15 protein-coding genes are annotated in these 18,208 nt (G+C 61.9%); 3 read left to right on the forward strand and 12 right to left on the reverse strand.

Features of this window, described 5'->3' with window-relative positions; all coding sequences use genetic code 11:
* Positions 1-7 precede the first annotated feature (7 nt).
* The 12 genes from KW403_RS06355 to KW403_RS06410 form a co-directional block, all read right to left on the reverse strand.
* Positions 8-5,476, reverse strand: a complete 5,469-nt coding sequence (locus tag KW403_RS06355) for an alpha-2-macroglobulin family protein (RefSeq protein ID WP_223021883.1) — start codon at positions 5,474-5,476, stop codon at positions 8-10.
* 86 nt (positions 5,477-5,562) lie between these two features.
* The gene (locus KW403_RS06360; protein WP_223021884.1) at positions 5,563-6,336 is read right to left on the reverse strand and encodes an aspartate/glutamate racemase family protein; all 774 of its coding nucleotides are present in this window, start codon (positions 6,334-6,336) and stop codon (positions 5,563-5,565) included.
* A gap of 4 nt (positions 6,337-6,340) precedes the next feature.
* Positions 6,341-7,657, reverse strand: a complete 1,317-nt coding sequence (locus KW403_RS06365; protein WP_223021885.1) for a TRAP transporter large permease — start codon at positions 7,655-7,657, stop codon at positions 6,341-6,343.
* Positions 7,657-8,154 carry a TRAP transporter small permease gene (locus KW403_RS06370; protein ID WP_223021886.1) on the reverse strand — a complete coding sequence of 166 codons (498 nt, stop codon included), beginning with the start codon at positions 8,152-8,154 and terminating at the stop codon, positions 7,657-7,659. The genes KW403_RS06365 and KW403_RS06370 overlap by 1 nt, the downstream gene beginning before the upstream one ends.
* Positions 8,155-8,211: 57 nt before the next feature.
* A complete protein-coding gene (dctP, locus tag KW403_RS06375) occupies positions 8,212-9,225 on the reverse strand; it encodes a TRAP transporter substrate-binding protein DctP (protein WP_223021887.1) in 1,014 nt (337 codons plus the stop codon).
* Between the two features lie 73 nt (positions 9,226-9,298).
* Positions 9,299-10,282 (reverse strand): 3-hydroxybutyryl-CoA dehydrogenase, encoded by a 984-nt coding sequence (locus KW403_RS06380; protein ID WP_223021888.1) that lies wholly within the window; start codon positions 10,280-10,282, stop codon positions 9,299-9,301.
* Positions 10,282-11,358 carry an NAD/NADP-dependent octopine/nopaline dehydrogenase family protein gene (locus KW403_RS06385; RefSeq protein ID WP_223021889.1) on the reverse strand — a complete coding sequence of 359 codons (1,077 nt, stop codon included), beginning with the start codon at positions 11,356-11,358 and terminating at the stop codon, positions 10,282-10,284. Before KW403_RS06385 ends, KW403_RS06380 begins: the two co-directional genes overlap by 1 nt.
* Positions 11,359-11,404: 46 nt before the next feature.
* A complete protein-coding gene (locus KW403_RS06390; protein WP_223021890.1) occupies positions 11,405-11,830 on the reverse strand; it encodes a RidA family protein in 426 nt (141 codons plus the stop codon).
* Positions 11,827-12,351 (reverse strand): MarR family winged helix-turn-helix transcriptional regulator, encoded by a 525-nt coding sequence (locus KW403_RS06395; protein WP_223021891.1) that lies wholly within the window; start codon positions 12,349-12,351, stop codon positions 11,827-11,829. Before KW403_RS06395 ends, KW403_RS06390 begins: the two co-directional genes overlap by 4 nt.
* Positions 12,352-12,363: 12 nt before the next feature.
* Positions 12,364-13,650, reverse strand: coding sequence for a TRAP transporter large permease (locus tag KW403_RS06400; protein ID WP_223021892.1), 1,287 nt, complete (start codon positions 13,648-13,650; stop codon positions 12,364-12,366).
* Entirely contained in the window at positions 13,650-14,108 is a 459-nt protein-coding gene (locus KW403_RS06405) for a TRAP transporter small permease (RefSeq protein ID WP_246637911.1), read from the reverse strand. The genes KW403_RS06400 and KW403_RS06405 overlap by 1 nt, the downstream gene beginning before the upstream one ends.
* A gap of 50 nt (positions 14,109-14,158) precedes the next feature.
* Positions 14,159-15,199: a TRAP transporter substrate-binding protein gene (locus tag KW403_RS06410; RefSeq protein ID WP_246637912.1), complete on the reverse strand. Its 1,041-nt coding sequence runs from the start codon at positions 15,197-15,199 to the stop codon at positions 14,159-14,161.
* 192 nt (positions 15,200-15,391) lie between these two features.
* Between KW403_RS06410 and KW403_RS06415 the strand changes: the two genes are divergently transcribed.
* The 3 genes from KW403_RS06415 to KW403_RS06425 are packed head-to-tail and all read left to right on the forward strand — an operon-like array spanning position 15,392 to position 18,207.
* Positions 15,392-16,357 carry a PDR/VanB family oxidoreductase gene (locus KW403_RS06415; protein ID WP_223021894.1) on the forward strand — a complete coding sequence of 322 codons (966 nt, stop codon included), beginning with the start codon at positions 15,392-15,394 and terminating at the stop codon, positions 16,355-16,357.
* Between the two features lie 36 nt (positions 16,358-16,393).
* Complete coding sequence (locus KW403_RS06420) at positions 16,394-17,728, forward strand: aromatic ring-hydroxylating dioxygenase subunit alpha (RefSeq protein ID WP_223021895.1); 1,335 nt, start codon at positions 16,394-16,396, stop codon at positions 17,726-17,728.
* Entirely contained in the window at positions 17,725-18,207 is a 483-nt protein-coding gene (locus KW403_RS06425) for an aromatic-ring-hydroxylating dioxygenase subunit beta (protein WP_223021896.1), read from the forward strand. The genes KW403_RS06420 and KW403_RS06425 overlap by 4 nt, the downstream gene beginning before the upstream one ends.
* Position 18,208 lies beyond the last annotated feature (1 nt).

Raw genomic sequence — 18,208 nt, forward strand, 5'->3', positions numbered from 1 at the left:
CCGCCGCCTACTGCCCCACGATCTCCATGAAGCCCGTCGCCGTACGGGCGGAGAGTTGCGGACGATACATATCCTCAACGCTCGCCGCGGGATGCGTGTAGACACCCGGCGTCACGGCGCGCACCACATAGGCGAGCCTGAAATTGCCACCGCCGTTTCTATTGAAAGCGGCGATGAAGCGGTCGTCGCGGAACTCGGTGTGAACCGCATCCGTCTCGCCAAGCCATTCGAAATTCGCCAGATCCGCACTGCCGACAAGGCGCGGATTGTCGATCTCGAAGCCTGCCGGCAACAAGTCGGACACCAGCACGCGTGAAGGCCAGGCGTTCTGTTCCATCATCTCCAGAACCACCACATAGCGCTCGTTCTGGCGCGCTTCGGAGACATTCGCCTCCCTGCCGTCGAGCGTGTAGTAGCGCCGCTCGATGGTGAAACCCTCTCCGCCCGCCGGCAAAGGCTGCTGCGGCGCGGCAACGACTGTCATCACCGCATCGACCGGCTCATCCCCCTGATTGGCCACGGTCAGCGGCGCAGCCTCGATCTCCAGTCCCGAGAGCCGCCGCGAGAATGCGCCCTGATGCGCATTGCCGTCCACGGTCAGGCTCAGATCGTCGCTTGACTGGCTCAGCGCACGGGCGGCCAAAAGCATCCACGCCTCGTCCTGCGTGCTCGTGTAACGCGTGTCACCGCGCACATCAGATACCAGATCGATCATCCGCGGGACCAGCGCCGGTTCGGGCCGGCTTTCTGCAGCCAGCGCCAGCATCGCCGCGCCGTCGCGCAGACGCGATCCATAATCGGAGCGCGCCGTGTAGCGCCCGCTCATGCCCTGAGCGAGACGAAAGGCAGAGGCAAAGCCCCGTTCCGCACGTTCCGCATCGCCATAGAGCGCGAGCCCCGCGGCAAGCTGCGCCCGCGCCAGCGGCGTTGAAAACTCATCGAGCCGCGTGTCGAGATAGTAGCGCAGGTCGCCGGCCGAAGCCTTGCGGTTGCGCGCCAGCACATAGAGCGCGTAGGCGATTTCGCTGCCGCGCGAGGCAACGTCCGTGTCATAGGAGAGTGTGTTCTCGAGGTTCTGCAACGACAGGCTCATCGCGGCCTCCGGCACGGCAAAACCCTGTTCACGGGCGCGAGTGAGGAAGTCCGTCACATAAGCGTCGAGCCACAGATCGCCCGATCCCGGTCCCCAGAGACCGAAACTGCCAGACGAAGACTGGGCGGCAAGAACGCTTGTGATGGCGTCCTCGATGCGCCCCTTGAGCGCCGGATCGTCTTCCAGACCCGCAGCCTTTGAAAGCTCGCTCACATAGAGCAGCGGCAGCGCGCGGCTCGTCGTCTGCTCCGTGCAGCCATAGGGGTAGCGGTCGAGCGACATCAAAAGTGCCGGGATGTCGAATCCGTCGGCCCGCGAGATGTTGAGGCTCACCGACGCGTTCTCGGCAAAGCTGTCTTCCAGAAGCGCACCGTCCAGCGTGACACTGCCGCCATTGGCCGCAAGCGTCACCACGCTGCGGGTAGCAACCGGCATCACGCCGGGCCGCACCGGCAGGGGCACGCTTTTCTCCACGGCAAGCCCGCTCTCATGCGCAAGCGCCACCGTCAGCGCACCCTCGCCCGTCTGGTTCGTCGCCGAAATGGGCACGGAGAGCGTGGCCTTGCCGCCCGCTTCAAGCGTCACCGTATCGGAGAGCGACCGCAGATCGACGTCGACTGGCCCTTCGCCCGACACCGCAATGCGATAATCGCCGGCAGGGCCATCCGTGTTGGCGATTTCAAGCAGAAGCCGCGCCTCGTCGCCCGGAGCCAGAAAACGCGGAAGGCTGGTGGTCAGCACAACCGGATCGCGGATGATCACGTCCTTTTGCGCGCTGCCCACACCCTTCTTCGACCACGCCACCGACATGATGCGAGCGGTACCGTTGAACTGCGGAATGTCGAAGGTGACCACCGCCTTCCCCTCATCATCCACTTTTACGATGCCGGAAAAGAAGGCGAGCAGCTTCTGCGTTGGCGCACTGCCCGATGTGGTCATGCCGCCGCCATCGCCGCCGGTGCGCAACCGCCCCATCGCGCCGAGCGACCCATCGATCAGCCGCCCGTAAATGTCGCGGATCTCGATGCCAAGCATGCGCTGGCCAAAATACCATGCATCTGGTTCCGGCGGCTCGTAGCGCGTGAGGTTGAGAATGCCCACATCGACTGCCGCGACCGTCACATAGGCCTCTTCGCCCGGTTCCAGCCCGCCAACGCTGACTGGAATGGAGAGGCTCTCATCGGGACGCGCCTGATCTTCCACGCCGAGATCAACCGGTAGATCACGCGTGCCCGGATCGACCTTGAGCCAGCGCACGCCAATGGCGCGCATGGGCAGGCGGTTGTCGGCATCATCGCCGGGGCGGAACAGCGTCGCGGTCACATAGGCCCCGGCCCCGAATGCATCGGTCACGGGAATATCGAGGGTCGCACCCGCTTCCGCAACATTTGCGGTGTAGGTTTCGATGAGGCTGTCTGCGCCCACCGTGACCAGAACCTCACCGGCAAAGCGCGGCGAGATCCTGAGATGAGCCGTATCCCCCACGGCATAGGCGTCGCGGTCGAGCGCCACTTCCAGCCCGTCCGGTGTCTCGGTAGAACCAGCTTCCACATACCAGCCGGAATCGAACGCCACACTGGTGATCGGCCCACCCGCCTCGGGGCTTTCCACCTCGAGACGATAGCGCCCCCAGTCCACGGAAACGCCGATCTGCGGCTCGCTGTCGGCCTTCGCGTCCACCGTTCCCTCGCGCACGAGGCTCGTCGTGGTGATCGGCTCATAGTTCCACGAACCACCCTCGCGATACCACTGATAGTGCCGCTCCACCTTCAGCAGTTTCCATTCAAGGCCGTCCATGGCGATGCGCTCGCCCTTCGGATCGACCGCGATCACGCGGAAATTCGCCGTCGCTCCCTCGGCAACGCGACCGCCGGTGAATTCCGGCTTCATGCCAATCATCGCACTTTCCGGCTCGACATCGATCTCCAGCGCGCGTTCCACGGCGCGGCCACCGGCCTCGCGCATGCGCACGCTCACCTGCGCTTTCAGAAGACGCGTGGTCGAAGGCGCGCCATCGAGCGCGACCGGAAACCGCGCCTGCCCCTGCGCATCGGTCTCGGGCAGGCCGGGCAGGGAGACACGCAGCGCCTCCACGTCCTCTTCATCATCGAGGCCAAAGACATAGCCGGGGAAGGCTTTCCATTCGCGCGTCGGCGCGACCGTCAGTTCGCCTTCAAGCGCAAGCCCCGCCGCCGGTGCGCCATAGAGATAGCGGCCATCGACGGTCACATCCGTCGCACCACCAACGGGCACGGTCTCATCCGCGCTCGCAAGCTCGAACTCGGTGCGGTCGGGCACGAAATCCTCGACCAGAAAGTTCTTTTCGGCCAGCGCCGGCTTTTTCGGATCTGCATAGATGCCCAGCGCCCAGGTGCCGCGCATCGCGCTTCCGGGCAGATCGAGCGCCACCGCATGACCGCCAAGCGCCGCGCCGTCGGAAACGACGCGCCGATGTTCCACGCCATCGGGACGGCGGAAGATGAAGGTCAGCGGCAAATCCTCCACCGCATCCGAAGCGGGATTGCGCGTGAGCGCACTCGCATGCACCGTTTCACCGGCGCGATAGATGCCGCGCTCCGTCCATGCAAGGACGTCAAGCGGACCGGCGGAGGGCCTTCCCGTCACGCCTCGATCCGAAAGGTCGAAGCCCGCGCGTGTCATGTCGAAAAAAACGAAATCTTCCGCGCCGTTCTCCGCGATGATCGCCGCCGGCGCCAGCCCGGCCGCGCCTCGCGCCAGACCGGGATCGAAACGCGCATGGCCGTCGCCATCGGTCTCCGCCTCACCGAGGATTTCATTGTTGCGGGCAAGAAGCTTCAGCTTCAGCCCCTCAAGCGGCTCTGCACGCGCCAGAGAGCGTGCGAAGACCGAAAGCCCGTCCGCACCTGCGAAGGTGGAGAGACCGATATCGGAAACGAGAAACCACTGGGTCGCGCGATTTTCCCAATGTTCGGTCCGGTCGCCTTCGGGCACCGCCGTCATCATGTAAATGCCAGGCTTGCGCTCCGGCACCGCCTCATCAATGGGAATGCTGGTGACAATATCCGTGTTGAGTTGAGACTCGATCTCAATGGTGCCTTCGAAGACCGGCGCGCCCATATCATCGACCACCTCTCTTGCACCATACTGGTTGAGCTGGCGGAGAAACTGCCCCTCGCCCAAAAGTTGTGCCAAAGCGCGCTCACCGACCCGGTAGACGGAGAGGTTCGCGCTGTCCGCATTGACCGAAACGAACGGAATGCCCCGGCGCGCCGAGGACGGCAGCACGAAATTGTCACCGGTAAAGCGCAGTGAAGGCGCACGGTCCCGCACGTAGATTTCGAGCGGCACCGGCTCGGCGATCACCTCGCCGATGGCCGCTGGCAGGCCTTGCCGGATGACGATGCGATACTGTTCGCCATGCTTCAGGCCACTGACACAGAGTTCCTTGTCGCTGCGGTCAAGCGCAAAGGAGCGCACAGTGTCGACGGTCACATATTGCGCATAATCGACGCCATTCTTCACCAGACTTTCGGAAAACTGCACGCAGGCGCGTGGCGTGGCGCTGTCGGAATCGACCGAATGGTCAACCACGCGAAAGCCTTTGCGACGCTTGAGGTCGGCATAAGCTTCCTGCACATCGCGCGCCGCTTTAAGCGCAAGGCTCGCCTCATAAGCGCTGAGCGCGGGGCGAAAGAGATTGCGCCGCTCCAGCGCTGGCGCGAGAACGGCCAGAGCCTGCGCACGGTCATCGGCGCTGCGCGAAAGATTGTAGGCGTTGATCGCCGCTCCAGTGCCCGCACGTTGCAGCCGATAGGCGTTCATGTTGCCGGCCGGCTGTGCCGCCAAGGCGGCACGCGCGAGCTGAGACCAAAGCTTGGTGTCTTTCGGCTCCATGACGAGCGCAGTGGAGAAGGCTTTCATCGCATTGAGCGGGTCACCGTTTGCAAGCGCCTGCACCCCGGCAGAACTCAATCGCACAAGTCCGGCATTCTCGGGGCGCGGGGTGCGCAAGACCTCGGCGCGGTAATCGTCCGCCTCGCGCTGAATGTGATCGGGCACGAAACGCAACGCAGGCGGCGCTCCGATATCGGGTGCGTCTCCACTGGCCACAACCTTGCCGGCCACCGCACCGTCAAACCCGTTGAGCCGGTTGAAGTCCGACTTCAGAAAGCACCATTGCGCGCTGGTATTGTAGGTAAAGGCCCGGCATTGCGGATCGGCAAGACAGACCGCCTTGCACTGATCGAGCGTCACATCCTTCTCGGTGCGCAAATCAAAGCCGAAATAATCGGCATTCTCGCTGGTCACGATCCGGCGTGCATCCTGCGCGGCAGCCAAAGCTGCAAATCCGAAAAGAAAGACAAAGAACAGGGAGAGTCCGCGTGCCCCAAACATGGCCATCCTCCAGGCGCTGCCGATATCGTCGCAACGATATTGGCGCAGCCTTGTAAAAGCCAGTCAACAGGCCCGGAGAATTATCGCTTCCCTTATAGTCCCTTCGGATGGGTCATGAACTCTTCAATGATCTCTTGCGGCGGTTTCACGAAATCCGAGGTGCGGCTGACCCCAAGGCCCGTCAGTGCCTTCAGCTTCACCGCCATCTCCGCCAGTTTCACGACGATCGGAATGCCGTTGATCACAGGCGCGCCATCCACCCGATGTGCCTGCAATTGAGAGAACAAAAGCATGGGGATGCCGCCACCGGGGATCAGCACATCCACACCGTCGCGCACCAATGGCCGCGCCTGCTCCTCGAACAGGGCGCGCACCGTCTCAAGCCGCTCATCGGAGCCGAAGGCGGCAAGGATCTGCCCCGGCTCGAAATCCATGGCGTGCACGCCGGTCACCCGCTCTCTCAAACCGTATTTGCCGATCTGGTGGTGAAACCAGGGAATGTAGCGGCGGTTGATGGTGACGATGCCCGAGCGCTGGCCAAGCTGGCAGGCATGCAGCATGGACGCCTCGCCCATGCCCAGCACCGGAATATCGACCACCGACCGCGCCTCATAGAGGCCTGCATCCTGAAAATGGCCGATGATGAAGGCGTCATAGCCCTCGCGCTCGGCCCGCACCGCATTGCAGATCACCTCCCGCGCGCAGCGAAACTCCACGATGGCGTGGGCATAGCTGTCATGCGGGGTGATGCCCTTGATATCGATCTCGGTGCCGGGATCGACAATCGCATCGAGATGCTTTCTGAGTTCATCCCAGTAACCCGCGCCATTCTCGTAATCGACATAGCTCTGATACCAGATCTTCATGCGGTCAGCTCCTGATGAGGCCCGGCAGCCAGAGGGCCAGTTGCGGGAATAGCGCCAGCAAGACCACCAGCAAAAGCGTGCAGGCGATGTAGGGCAGCGCGGCCCGCGCCACCTGCCCGATGGTCGTGCCGGCCGGGCTCACGCCAACCATGACGAAAAGCAGAAGGCCGAAGGGCGGGGTTGCTAGGCTTAGCTCCAGCGCCAGAAGCATCACCACGCCGAACCAGATCTGATCGAACCCGTAGAGTGCCACCAGCGGCATGAAGATCGGCAGTGTCAGCATCATGATCGAAAGCTGATCCATGAACATGCCGAGAAGCAGAAGCACCAGGAACATGATGGCAAGCACCACATAGGCGTTGAGCTCGAAACTGGTGGCAAACGCGATCAGCCCGGAGGAAGCACCGGAGAAGGCCAGTATCTGCGAAAAGGTCGTGGAGCCCACAATGATCATCAGCATCATGGCCGAGACTTTCAGCGTGCCGGTGAGTGAACGAACGACGGCCTCCCAGCTCAGCGTGCGATAGCAGGCCGCGAGCACCACCACCGACAGCGCCCCGAACGCGGCGGATTCGGTCGGGGTCGCCCAGCCGAGCAGGATGAGCCCGACCACGGCAAAGACCACGATGCCCATGGGCAGCACGTCGACAGCAAGCGCCCGAACGATCTCGGAGACGCTCGCCCGTTCCGCCGCATACCCGGGTGCCGCGTCGGGATCGAGTGCGATCTGGATGCGGATCGTCGCAAGGAACATGAGCGCCAGAACGAGGCCGGGTACCAGACCCGCGATCAGCAGGGCACCGACATCGATCCGCGCCAACGATCCGAGCAGCACGGCCAGCGAAGATGGCGGAATGATCATGGCCAGACCGCCCGTCGCCAGGATCGGTCCCATGATCATGTGCGGTTTGTATCCGCGCTTGATCATGTCGGGCATTAGTGTCGTGCCGAGCATCGCCGTGTTGGCCATTGAGGAGCCCGACAGGGTGGCGAAGATCGTGCCGCCGCCCACTGTCAGATAGGAAAGCCGCCCCTTGATGCCGCCAAAACACTTGTCGAGCGCATCGAAAACACGAATGGCAAGCCCCGTGTGAAACAGAAGCTCGCCCATGATGAGAAAAAGCGGCACCGGCACCAGCGCGAAACTTGTCACCGATGTGGTGGCATTGGCGACCAGCTGATCGATGCCGATCATGCCACCCATGAAAATGACAACACCGACAATGTTGATCGCCAGAAAGGCAATCGCCACCGGCATGCCGAAGAACATCAGTGCAAGCAGCCCGCCGATCATGAGGAGTGTGGCTTCATACCAGGCCATCAGTGCGCTCCCCCGCTGCCTGTATAGGTTTCGCCCCGCACCAGCATGCGCAGGAACTCCAGCGCCATCAGGCCGAAGCCTACGGAAAGCATGGCGTAGAGAACCCAGGAGGGAATGTTGATGGAGCGCATATCGACCGCGCGCGATTGAACCATCTCAAGTCCCACTGCCGCCGAACGCCAACACAGAAGACCAAGCGTGAGGATGGCGAGCACCAGAACGACCCGCCCGGCCAGCACCCGCAACGTTTCAGGCATCGCTCCGATGAAGGAAGCAATGGCCACATGGCCGTTGTTGCGCACCAGCCAGGGTGCCGCCGCCATGGTGGAGAAAAGCATCACATACTCAACGATGGCGCTGGTCGACTGGAACGGGCGAAACCCGGTGTTGCGCAAGACAACATCGACAATGATGGCGAGCGAAATGAAGACGAGACTGGCGGCGCCCAGCACGGCCAGCCCGGTTATGACCCGGTTGTAGAGACGTATCAGAAACATGGCGCGCGGCTTTTCAAAGCGAGTGTGGCGGGAGCCGAGGCCCCCGCCAATACGGGATCAACGATCGTAATAGGCTTCGCGCAATGCGTCGTAATATTCCGATCCGGAATCCTTCATCCGCTTCCAGGCGCTGTCATAGGCCAGATCAAGGAACTTCGCCTCTGCCTCCCCCTCAAGCGTGATCACTTCCATGCCGTTCTCACGAACCGCCTTGTCTGTCTCCTCGATCACCTTCTGGAAGTTCTCATAGGAAGTCTTTTCATACTCGGCGGCAGCGTCGTTGATGACCTTCTTGGCCTCATCGCTCAGGCCATCCCATTTGGCCGGGTTCACCACGACGGCAAGATCCGTCTGGAAGAAACCCGGATCAATGCGGTAGCGCAGGAACTTGTCCCAGGAGAGATCCCGAATGCCGACAATGGGCCAGCCCGAACCGTCAAACGTGCTGCGCTCCAGACCGGTATAGACGTCCGGCACCGGGACGGAGACCGGGATTGCGCCCAGCGCTTCAAAGAACGAATTGTAAATCGGCTGCGAACGGATGCGCTGACCGTCGAGATCGATGCCGCCATCGTCGGTTCGCTTTGGCTCGTTGATCGTGTAGATATAGAACTTCACACCCGTATCGAGGTGCGCCAAAAGGTTCACGCCGAGCTTCTTGGAAAAGGCTTCCTGCATGATGCCGAAGCCGCCGTTCTCACGCGCCTTCGCCGCCGTCACGGTTGAGCCGACCCAGGCATCCGCCTCCGGCATCGTGCCGAGATAATAGGAGGCGGGGCCATACTGCATGTCGACGACACCGCGGCGCACGGCATCCACCTGCTGGTTCGGCGGAAACATTTCCGGCCCGCCCGCATAGTTGATCTGGATGACACCCTTGCCGCGCTCGTTCACGAGGTCGACAAAACCCTTGAAGCTTTGCGAGAAGGCGAGCGACTGCGGGAAGGCGGAAATCGCCTTCAGCGTTTCTTCCGCGCTGGCCTGTCCGGTAAAGGCGATGCTGGTCAGCGCCGTGGCAAAAAGGCCGTTTCTGATGGTCCTTGCGATCGATCTGGTCGTGGCTTGGTTCATTTTTTAGTCCTCTCTGGTTGTCCGGGCTTGTTCCACCCGGTTTTGGTTTCAACTGCTCCCTAGGGTTCTGACCCTAAATCACAGGCGGTCGCACGAGACCTGCATTGTCGAGCGCCTTCAGGAAGGCGCCCATGCGGCGTTGACGATAGGCATCGACATCCATGTCGGAATAATCGAAGAAGCCGGATCCGGTCTTCAGGCCGATGCGCCCCTCTTCCATGTTGCGGCTGATGATCTCTGGCGCACGGTAGCGCTCATCCTCGAACGCGCCGGCGAGATAGCGGCTTGCATAATAGAGAATGTCGCCGCCGCCCCAGTCGATGAATTCCAGAAGGCCGAGCACACCGAAGCGCAGGCCGAAACCATAGGTCACCGCCTTGTCGACATCCTCAGCGCTCGCAACGCCTTCCTCCACGATGCGCGCCGCCTCGTTCATGGCGAGCGCCTGAATGCGCGGCACGATGTAACCGGGCGAAGCCTTGCAGACGATCGGCACCTTGCCGATCCCTTCAAGGAAGGTGCGCAGGAAGGCAATCGCTTCCTCCGCCGTTTCATCGGCCGGGCTCAGTTCCACCAGCGGCATCAGAAAGGCCGGGTTCAGCCAGTGCGCATTGAGAAAGCGCTCCGGCGCAGAGGTGAACCCTGCCAGCTCCGTCGACAGCATGGTCGAGGTCGTCGAGGCCAGAATGGCGTCGCCGTCCGCATGGGCGTCGAAGAGCGCAAACGCATCGCGTTTTGCATCCGCGACCTCCGGCACACCCTCGAATACGATCCGCGCGCCGGCAAGACCTGCCGCCGCCTCGCCGCGCGGCACGATGCGCACCCGTTTCATAATCTGCGGAACGGCATCCACGTTGAACGCGCCGAGTGCTGCGATCGACGCGAGCGCCGTGCGGATTTCGTCCAGCGCCTCATCGCGCAGTTTTGCGAAGGCGTCGGCGTCGCGCTCCTTCGCATCGATCAGCCGCACCTCATGACCGGCATAGGCCACGCATTGCGCAATGCCCCGGCCCATGCGCCCGGCGCCAATGCAGGTGATGGTCACGTCACCCGCCATCACAGGCCCTCACGCAACATGGTCTGCACGGCCTCACGGCTCTCGCCCGCAAGACCGATCTGCTCCATGGTTCGCCCCTCGGCGCGGAAGTCGCGCTCGGCCACCGCTCCGGCAATGGCGAGAAGCCCCGCCGCCACCGGACAGGGCACGCCGGCCCAGTCGCCCACCGAAACCATGAAGGCGAGGCCCATGCCCACATCCTCCAGCATGTAGCGGTGGGATTTCAGGTCCAGCTTCTCATGCCAGTCCCCGGAATCCACCAGCTTGTCATGGGCCAAATTGCCATACATCCAGTTGCTGGTCTCGTAGTGATCGGCCAGCGGGAAATGCGGCGCGCCATAGCCCAGCGCCTCGCGGATCGCCATGCGCTCATTGTCGAGCGCGGTATGCGTGCGGCGGATAGAAGCCTGCGTTCCCTCATTGTGAATGTCCCAGCGGTCGAAATGCTCAATGGGACCGGCATTCATGAGGATCAGCGGCGGGTGGATGATCGGACCGGCATTCATCAGCGCGCCCGACAGGGCATCCTCAACGGGCTCGATGGAAGCCGGGAACACCGCCGCAATCGCCTTGATCGCGTGATCGGTATGCTTTGCTGGCAAGACGCCCGTAGGCAGGCGCGAGGCCCGCGTCGTCACGCGCACTTCCAGCGGCCCCTGCTTGCGTGTCAGCCAAGGCAGCGTGCCCGTTTCGGCAATCGCGATGTCGGCCTTCGAGCCCGCGTCACGAATACGCTTCATCATCAGGTAGGAGCCAAACGTGCCCGGCGGCAGGTAGATCACCTGCCCATCCTCCAGATGCGGCGCGAGCTTTGTGGCGATGTCCTCCTGCGCAAAGGCCGGGGTCGGCGCAACGATCAGCTCCGCTCCCTTCAAAGCTGCGGCGAGATCATCGGTCGGCACGACCGCGATCTTCCGGCTGCCCTCGTGATCTGTCAGGGTGATGCCACCAGCCTGCTCGACATCGGCGAAACTAGCGCGATCCCGCCGCCACCAGCGGACATCATGCCCCGCCTCGGCAAAATCCGCAGCCGCAGCATAAGACCCGTTGCCTCCGCCCAGAACCGCTACTTTCATTCCTGTACTCCCCTCATTGCCACGCAATTTTTTGCGGATGGTTGTTCTACTTTCGAGCAGGCAAAACCGCCGTCGCCTCGATCTCCACGACTGCCTCAGGCTCCACGAGTCTCGTCACCTGAACGGTCGCCATGGCCGGAAAACAGCGCCCGAAGACATCGCGATACGCCTTTCCGAGCCCTTTCGGATCGGCGAGATAGTCTTCGACATTGGTCACATACCAGGTAAGACGCGTCAGGTGCTCCGGCCCCGCTCCAGCCGCTTCCAGCACATCGCGAATGTTGCGGAACGTCTGGTGAGCCTGCGCCACGAACCCTTTCGGAAAGCGCCCGTCCCGGTCCCAGCCGACCAGGCCACCCGTATAGATGATGCCGCCATCCGTCTTGACCGCGTTGGCATAGCCCCTTGGCTGTGGCCAGCCCTCGGGGTGCACCGTCTCATGCAGCAGTGTGGGTTCGGAGTTGTCCGTCATGACAGGCTAGCCTCAAGTTCTGCCGGTGCTGCCCGCGACTGCGCCGCAGCATCGTCTCCTCCCCGGCAAATTGCATGTATGTCTTTCAGCGCCGCCTTCAGACGGGCCGCATCCGTTTCGCCAAGCCGCGACACAATCGACTTTTCATGGACCCGCGCCTTTTCCACCAGCTTGGTGCCCAGCGTCCGCCCCTGCGCTGTCAGATTGACGCGCACTCGCCGGCGGTCGCGCGCGTCGCTGCGGCGCTTCACCAGCCCTTTCACCGCCATCTGATCGACGATCTTGGTCAGGTGCGATTGCTCCATCAGCGCAAGCTGGGCGAGCTGCGTCACCATCTGGCCATCCTCGTCGCAAAGGCAGGCGAGGATGCGCCATTCGGGAACACGCAACCCCTGCTCGCGCACATGAGCGTGGAAGTCGGCGCTGGCCGCGTCGCTGGCGGCAGCAAGCAGGTAAAGCAGGTAATCACCCACAAACCCTGCATCGCGGTCGATTTCTATTCTGTCATCTTCACTCGCCATCAGATCGTCCGGTCACATGGAATTGGGGATGAGAAGCGCCATCGCCGGCACCGCGATCAACAGGGCAAGCCGCAGCACGTCCATAGCGACGAAGGGCACGATGCCGGCAAAAATGCGTTGCAGCGGAATGTCGGGCGCCACTGTGCGCATGACGAAAACATTCATGCCAATGGGCGGCGTGATGAAGCTCAGCTCGGTAGCAATCACCACAAAGATACCGAACCATATCGGGTCGAAACCGAGACCGGTGACGATCGGAAACAGGATCGGCACGGTGAGCGTGATCATCGAGATACTTTCGAGCAGGCAGCCCAGTACGAGATAGATCAGCACGATCATGAAGATGACCGGATACGGACCGACACCGAAAGCGTTGATCCAGTTGCGCAGGTCGCCTGTCAGGCCGGAGAAATTCACATAGTTCAGGAAGTAGAGCGCACCGAACAGAATGAAGAACATCACCGCCGTGGTCTTCGCCGTGTCAAACAGTGTGGACAGCGTATCACGCAGGGTGAGCCGCCCTCGCATGAAAGTGAGCAGGAAAGCGCCCCCCGCACCCATGCCTGCCGCTTCCGTCGCCGTGAACACGCCCAGATAGATGCCGCCCAGGACAAACACGAAGAGCGCCAGCGCCCACACGACACCGCGCAGGGCGCGGATGCGGTCGATCAGAGGGAGCTTCGGCTGTGTTTCCAGATGCTCGGAATAGACCACCAGCGACAGACGCACGGCGATCATGTAGCCGATGACGCCAATCAGCCCCGGCAGGAGGCCCGCCAGAAACAACTTGCCGATATTCTGCTGGGTCAGAATGCCGTAGATGACGAGGATGACGGACGGCGGAATGAGAATGCCGAGCGTACCGCCCGCCGCGATGGATGAGGCGGCCAGCCGGTCGGAATAGCCATATTTGCGCATCGCCGGCAGCGAGATGCGGGCCATGGTCGCCGTGGTGGCGAGCGACGAGCCGCACACCGACGAGAATCCGCCGCAGGCGACGATGGTCGCCATGGCAAGCCCGCCCTTGCGATGGCGCAGCCAGGCATTCGCCGCCGCATAGAGATCACCCGCCACGCCCGACTGAACCACGAGATTGCCCATCAGAAGGAAGAGCGGCACGACGGACAACGTGTAGCTCCTGCCACTGTCGAAGAACACCTGCCCCAACATGGCCAGCGCCGGATGCCAGCCAACGATCGAGACAACGCCGACCAGCCCGACTGCCGTCATGGCGAAGGCGATGGGCACGCCCGCAAAGATGAGCGCCAGAAGCAGCGCCATTCCGACCGGCCACGCCATCAAACGCCCCCGCCATCGCTTTTGGGCAGGCGCAGCACGGCCATGACAAATGTAATCACCGCACAGACGCCGGCGATGACCGCCGTCGCCTTGGCAAACGGCCCGAGCGGCGCGCGCAGATAAACCGTCACCTCATTGTAGCTGTCGAGCTGTGCCCCGTGCTTCCAGAGCTGCCAGGAGACGAGCCCCAGTACAGCGGCAACCAGAAGCCGGGCGAGATTGAGCTGAACTCTTTCAGCCACACCCTTGAGCCCGGCCGTGAGCAGATCGACACTCACATGCCCATCATCCAGGCACACCGCCGGCAGCCCTACGAACACGATCGCCATCAGGAGGATCTCGGTATATTCCGCGGCACCCGGCAGCGGCGACGACAGGAGATAACGGCCGATCACATCGACCACCGTCACCAGTGTCAGCGCCACCAGAAACGCGCCGCAGAGCAAGGCGGTCGCCAATCGTAGCCACCGCCGAGCCCGCATTGCGATCCGCTCGGAGGAAGCGGCCATTATTCGGCCGCCACCGCTTTGATTTCGTCCTTGAGCTTGCCCAGAACCACGTCGAAATCGAGCCCCTTTGCCTCATAGGCCTTGGCCAGATCATCGAACATCGGCTGCGTCTTCTCACGGAGCGCCGCAAGCTCTTCATCGGTCGCATCGTGGAAATCCACCGTCGAGCCGATGACCTCCATGCCGGCTGCATCCGCAGCATCCCATGCCTGCCCCGCCATGCGCGAGAATGCCTCGCCGGAAACCTTTTCGATGGCCGCCTTGTCTTCATCCGACAGGCTGTCAAACTTCGCCTTGTTCATCACGAAGAAGAACGAGACGTTGTAGAGGCCGCCGGGAACACGCAGCGCCTTGTCGACCAGTGTTTCGAGCTTGAAGAAAGGCACGGATTCGACGGGGAAGAAAATACCGTCGGCAATACCGCCCGAAAGGATCTCATAGGATTGAGGAGACGGCGCCTGGATTGACACCATGTCCATCGCTTCGGCGAGCTTGTTGGTGATGTTGCCTGCAACGCGGATCTTCGCACCGGAAAGGTCCGACAGGGGCGAAACAGGCTTGCCCTTGGTGAACAGGAGCCCCGGCCCATGGCCGAACACGCCCAGCACCTTGGTGCCGCGGTGCTCTTCGGCCTGCCCCAGATCGCTCTCGAACACACGCCAGAAGGCCACCGAAAGGCTCTCCGACGTATCGGCGAGGAACGGCATTTCGGCAATTTCGGTCAGGGTGAAACGCCCCGGCGTATAGCCATGCACACCAAAGGTCAGATCGACAGCACCATTGGCGGCGAGGTCGAAATGCGCCGGTGGCGGACCGAGCGGTGCATCCAGAATTTGCACTTCGATACGGCCGTCGCTGGCTTCTTTCAGTTGCTCCGCCCAGGGCATCATCATGTCCCGGACGATCGGGTGAGATGGCGGCAGCCAGTTCGACATGCGCAGAACCGTCTCCTGCGCCATCGCACCAAAACTCACGGCTGTCGACAGAATAGATGCAGATACAAATGTTTTCAGCATGCGCGTCATTGTCTTTTTCTCCATGACGGCCTCCTCCTGTGCATGAGGCTTCCATAAGTTTTAATGCTCTTCAAGCTTAAAAAGATGAAATTTCACTTTTTTAGGTTTGAAGCTTGACAGGGAAAAATATGCGAATTCATATTAATCGGAAAGTGTGGCCACAGCTCAAAACCAACAACAAGATTTGGCTGGCCGCCGCAGGAGGAGAAATCGCCAATGAGCGAATTGAAGCTCAAGGTACGCAAATCCGAGGCGCTCACACCGCAGATCCGGGCGCTCGAACTGGTGGCGGTCGATGGCGGCCCGTTGCCGGGCTTTTCAGCCGGCGCGCATATCCGCGTTGCGCTGCCCGATGGCTCGGACCGCCACTATTCCCTCGTCAATGCAAGCACCGAAGCCGGCGCCACGGAAACGCCTGAAACCTATCGCCTCGGCGTGCGCCTCGAAGAGGAGAGCAAGGGCGGCTCGCGCTTCATGCATGGGCTGAAGGAGGGCGACATCATCGAAACATCCGCGCCGCGCAACGATTTTGCGCTGGTCGACACTCAAGCGCCTGTCCTTCTCTTCGCTGGCGGCATCGGCGTCACGCCGCTCATCTCCATGGCTGCCGAACTCAAGGCGAAGGACCGCCCTTTCTCGTTTCACTATGCGGGCCGTTCCCGCACTCTGCTGGCCTTTGTCGATGCGCTTGAGGCCATCGAAACCAATGCCCTCACCATCCATTGCGACGACGAGCCTGAGACCTGCATTGACCTCAAGGCGCTGATCGGCAAGGCGCCTGCCGAAGGCCACATCTATGTGTGCGGCCCGCGCGGCATGATCGAGGCGGTGCGCGAAATCGCCCATGCCCGCGGCATCGCGAAGGACCATGTGCATTTCGAACTGTTCGAGGCGCATGAGGCCGAAGCGGGCGACAAGCCCTTCGAGGTCGAGATCAATTCCACGGGTCAGGTCTTCACCATACCGCCGGGCAAGTCCATCATCGACGTGCTCGAGGAAGAAGGCGTCGACCTGATCTATGATTGCCAGCGCGGCGATTGCGGCATCTGCCAGACCACCGTTCTGTCCGGCATTCCCGACCACCGCGACGTCATCCTCACCGACGATGAACGCGCGGCCAACGATGTCATGCAGATCTGCGTATCACGCGCAAAATCCGACCGGCTCGTCCTCGACCTCTAGGAGTCCGGACGGCGGCCAGCAAGGGAGCAGCAAGCCATGAGCCGTTACGCGAACAACCCCCAGGCGATCAGAAATCTGATCCGACCCACGGAAGTCCACCGCGACGTCTATATCGATCAGGAAGTCTTCGAGCTGGAGATGAAATATCTCTTTGCCAACACCTGGGTCTTTGTCGGCCATGAGAGCCAGACTCCCAACAAGGGCGATTATTTCACCACCGAGATCGGCACGCAGCCGGTCATCATGGTGCGCCATTCCGACAACGAGATCTACGTCCTGCACAATCGCTGCCCGCACAAGGGCACGAAGATCGCCATCGACCGGACGGGCAACACGGGCAAGTTCTTTCGCTGCCCCTATCACGCATGGTCGTTCAAGACGAATGGCTGCCTCCTCGCCATCCCGCTGCGCAAGGGCTACAAGGACACCGGGCTCGAAGAGAGCGAATCCGTGCACGGCATGGCCCCGGTCGGCGCGGTGAAAAACTATCGCGGTTTCATTTTCGCCCGCCTCAACAAGGACGGTCCGGACTTCGAAAGCTTCTTCGGAGAATCGCTGAGCTCCTTCGACAACATGGTCGACCGCTCGCCGGAGGGCCGTCTGGAAGTGGCCGGCCCGCCGCTGCGCTACATGCATCGCTGCAACTGGAAGATGCTGGTCGAGAACCAGACCGACACCTGCCACCCCATGGTCGCGCATGAAAGCTCGGCCGGCACGGCCATCGACCTGTGGGAGAAGATGGACAAGCCCGAGGGAACGCAGAAGCCCATGGCCATGGAGGTGATCGCCCCCTTCATGAGCCCCTATGAGTTCTTCGAGAACATGGGCATCCGCACCTGGCCGAACGGTCACGGCCACACCGGCGTGCATCACTCGATCCACTCCGACTATTCGGCCATTCCTGGCTATTTCGAACAGATGGTCGAGGCCTATGGCGAGGAGCGCGCAAAGGCCATCCTCGGCGAGAACCGGCACAACACGGTCTATTTCCCCAACATCATGATCAAGGGGCCGATCCAGCAATTGCGGCTGTTCACCCCTATCGCCGCCGACAAGACGCTTGTCGAAAGCTACATCTACCGGCTGGTGGGCGCGCCCGACATGCTGCTGGAGCGTACCGCCATGTACAACCGCATGATCAACGCGCCCACCTCCATGGTCGGCCATGACGATCTGGAAATGTATGAGCGCGCGCAGGAGGGCCTGCATTCCGACGGGCTCGAATGGGTCAACGTCCAGCGCCTCTATCAGGAGGGCGAGAATTTCGATGAGATCACCGTCGAAAACGGCACCACCGAGCGCCAGATGCGCAACCAGTTCCACGCGTGGGAAAAATACATGACGTTGACGATGGAAGGAGACGCGCAATGACGACCCCGACCCGCGACGACCTGATCGACTTCGTCTATGAAGAAGCCCGGATGCTGGACGATGGCCGCTTCGACGAATGGCTCGATCTGTGGACCCATGACAGCTATTACTGGATGCCGCTCGACTACAATCAGGAAGACGCCAAACACGTCACCTCGCTGCTGCATGAAGACGCCTTCATGCGCAAATTGCGCGTCGAGCGCTTCAAGGGCGAGCGCACCTTCTCGCAGAAACCGAAGACCCGCTGCCACCACGTTCTGAACCGCCCCTTCATCGACCATATGGACGAGGAGAAGGGTGAGTATGTCACCCACACGGCGTTTCACTATGTGGAGACGCGGCTCGACGACCAGATCCTGCTCGCCGCCACGGCGCGCCACGAGTTGAAACTCATCGAGGGAAAGCTGAAGATCACCCACAAGCGCGTCGATCTGCTCAATTCCGATGCCGCCTTCGGCAATATCCAGATGTTCCTTTGAA

Origin of the sequence: Nitratireductor kimnyeongensis (assembly GCF_019891395.1) — a bacterium.
Taxonomy (GTDB): domain Bacteria; phylum Pseudomonadota; class Alphaproteobacteria; order Rhizobiales; family Rhizobiaceae; genus Nitratireductor; species Nitratireductor kimnyeongensis.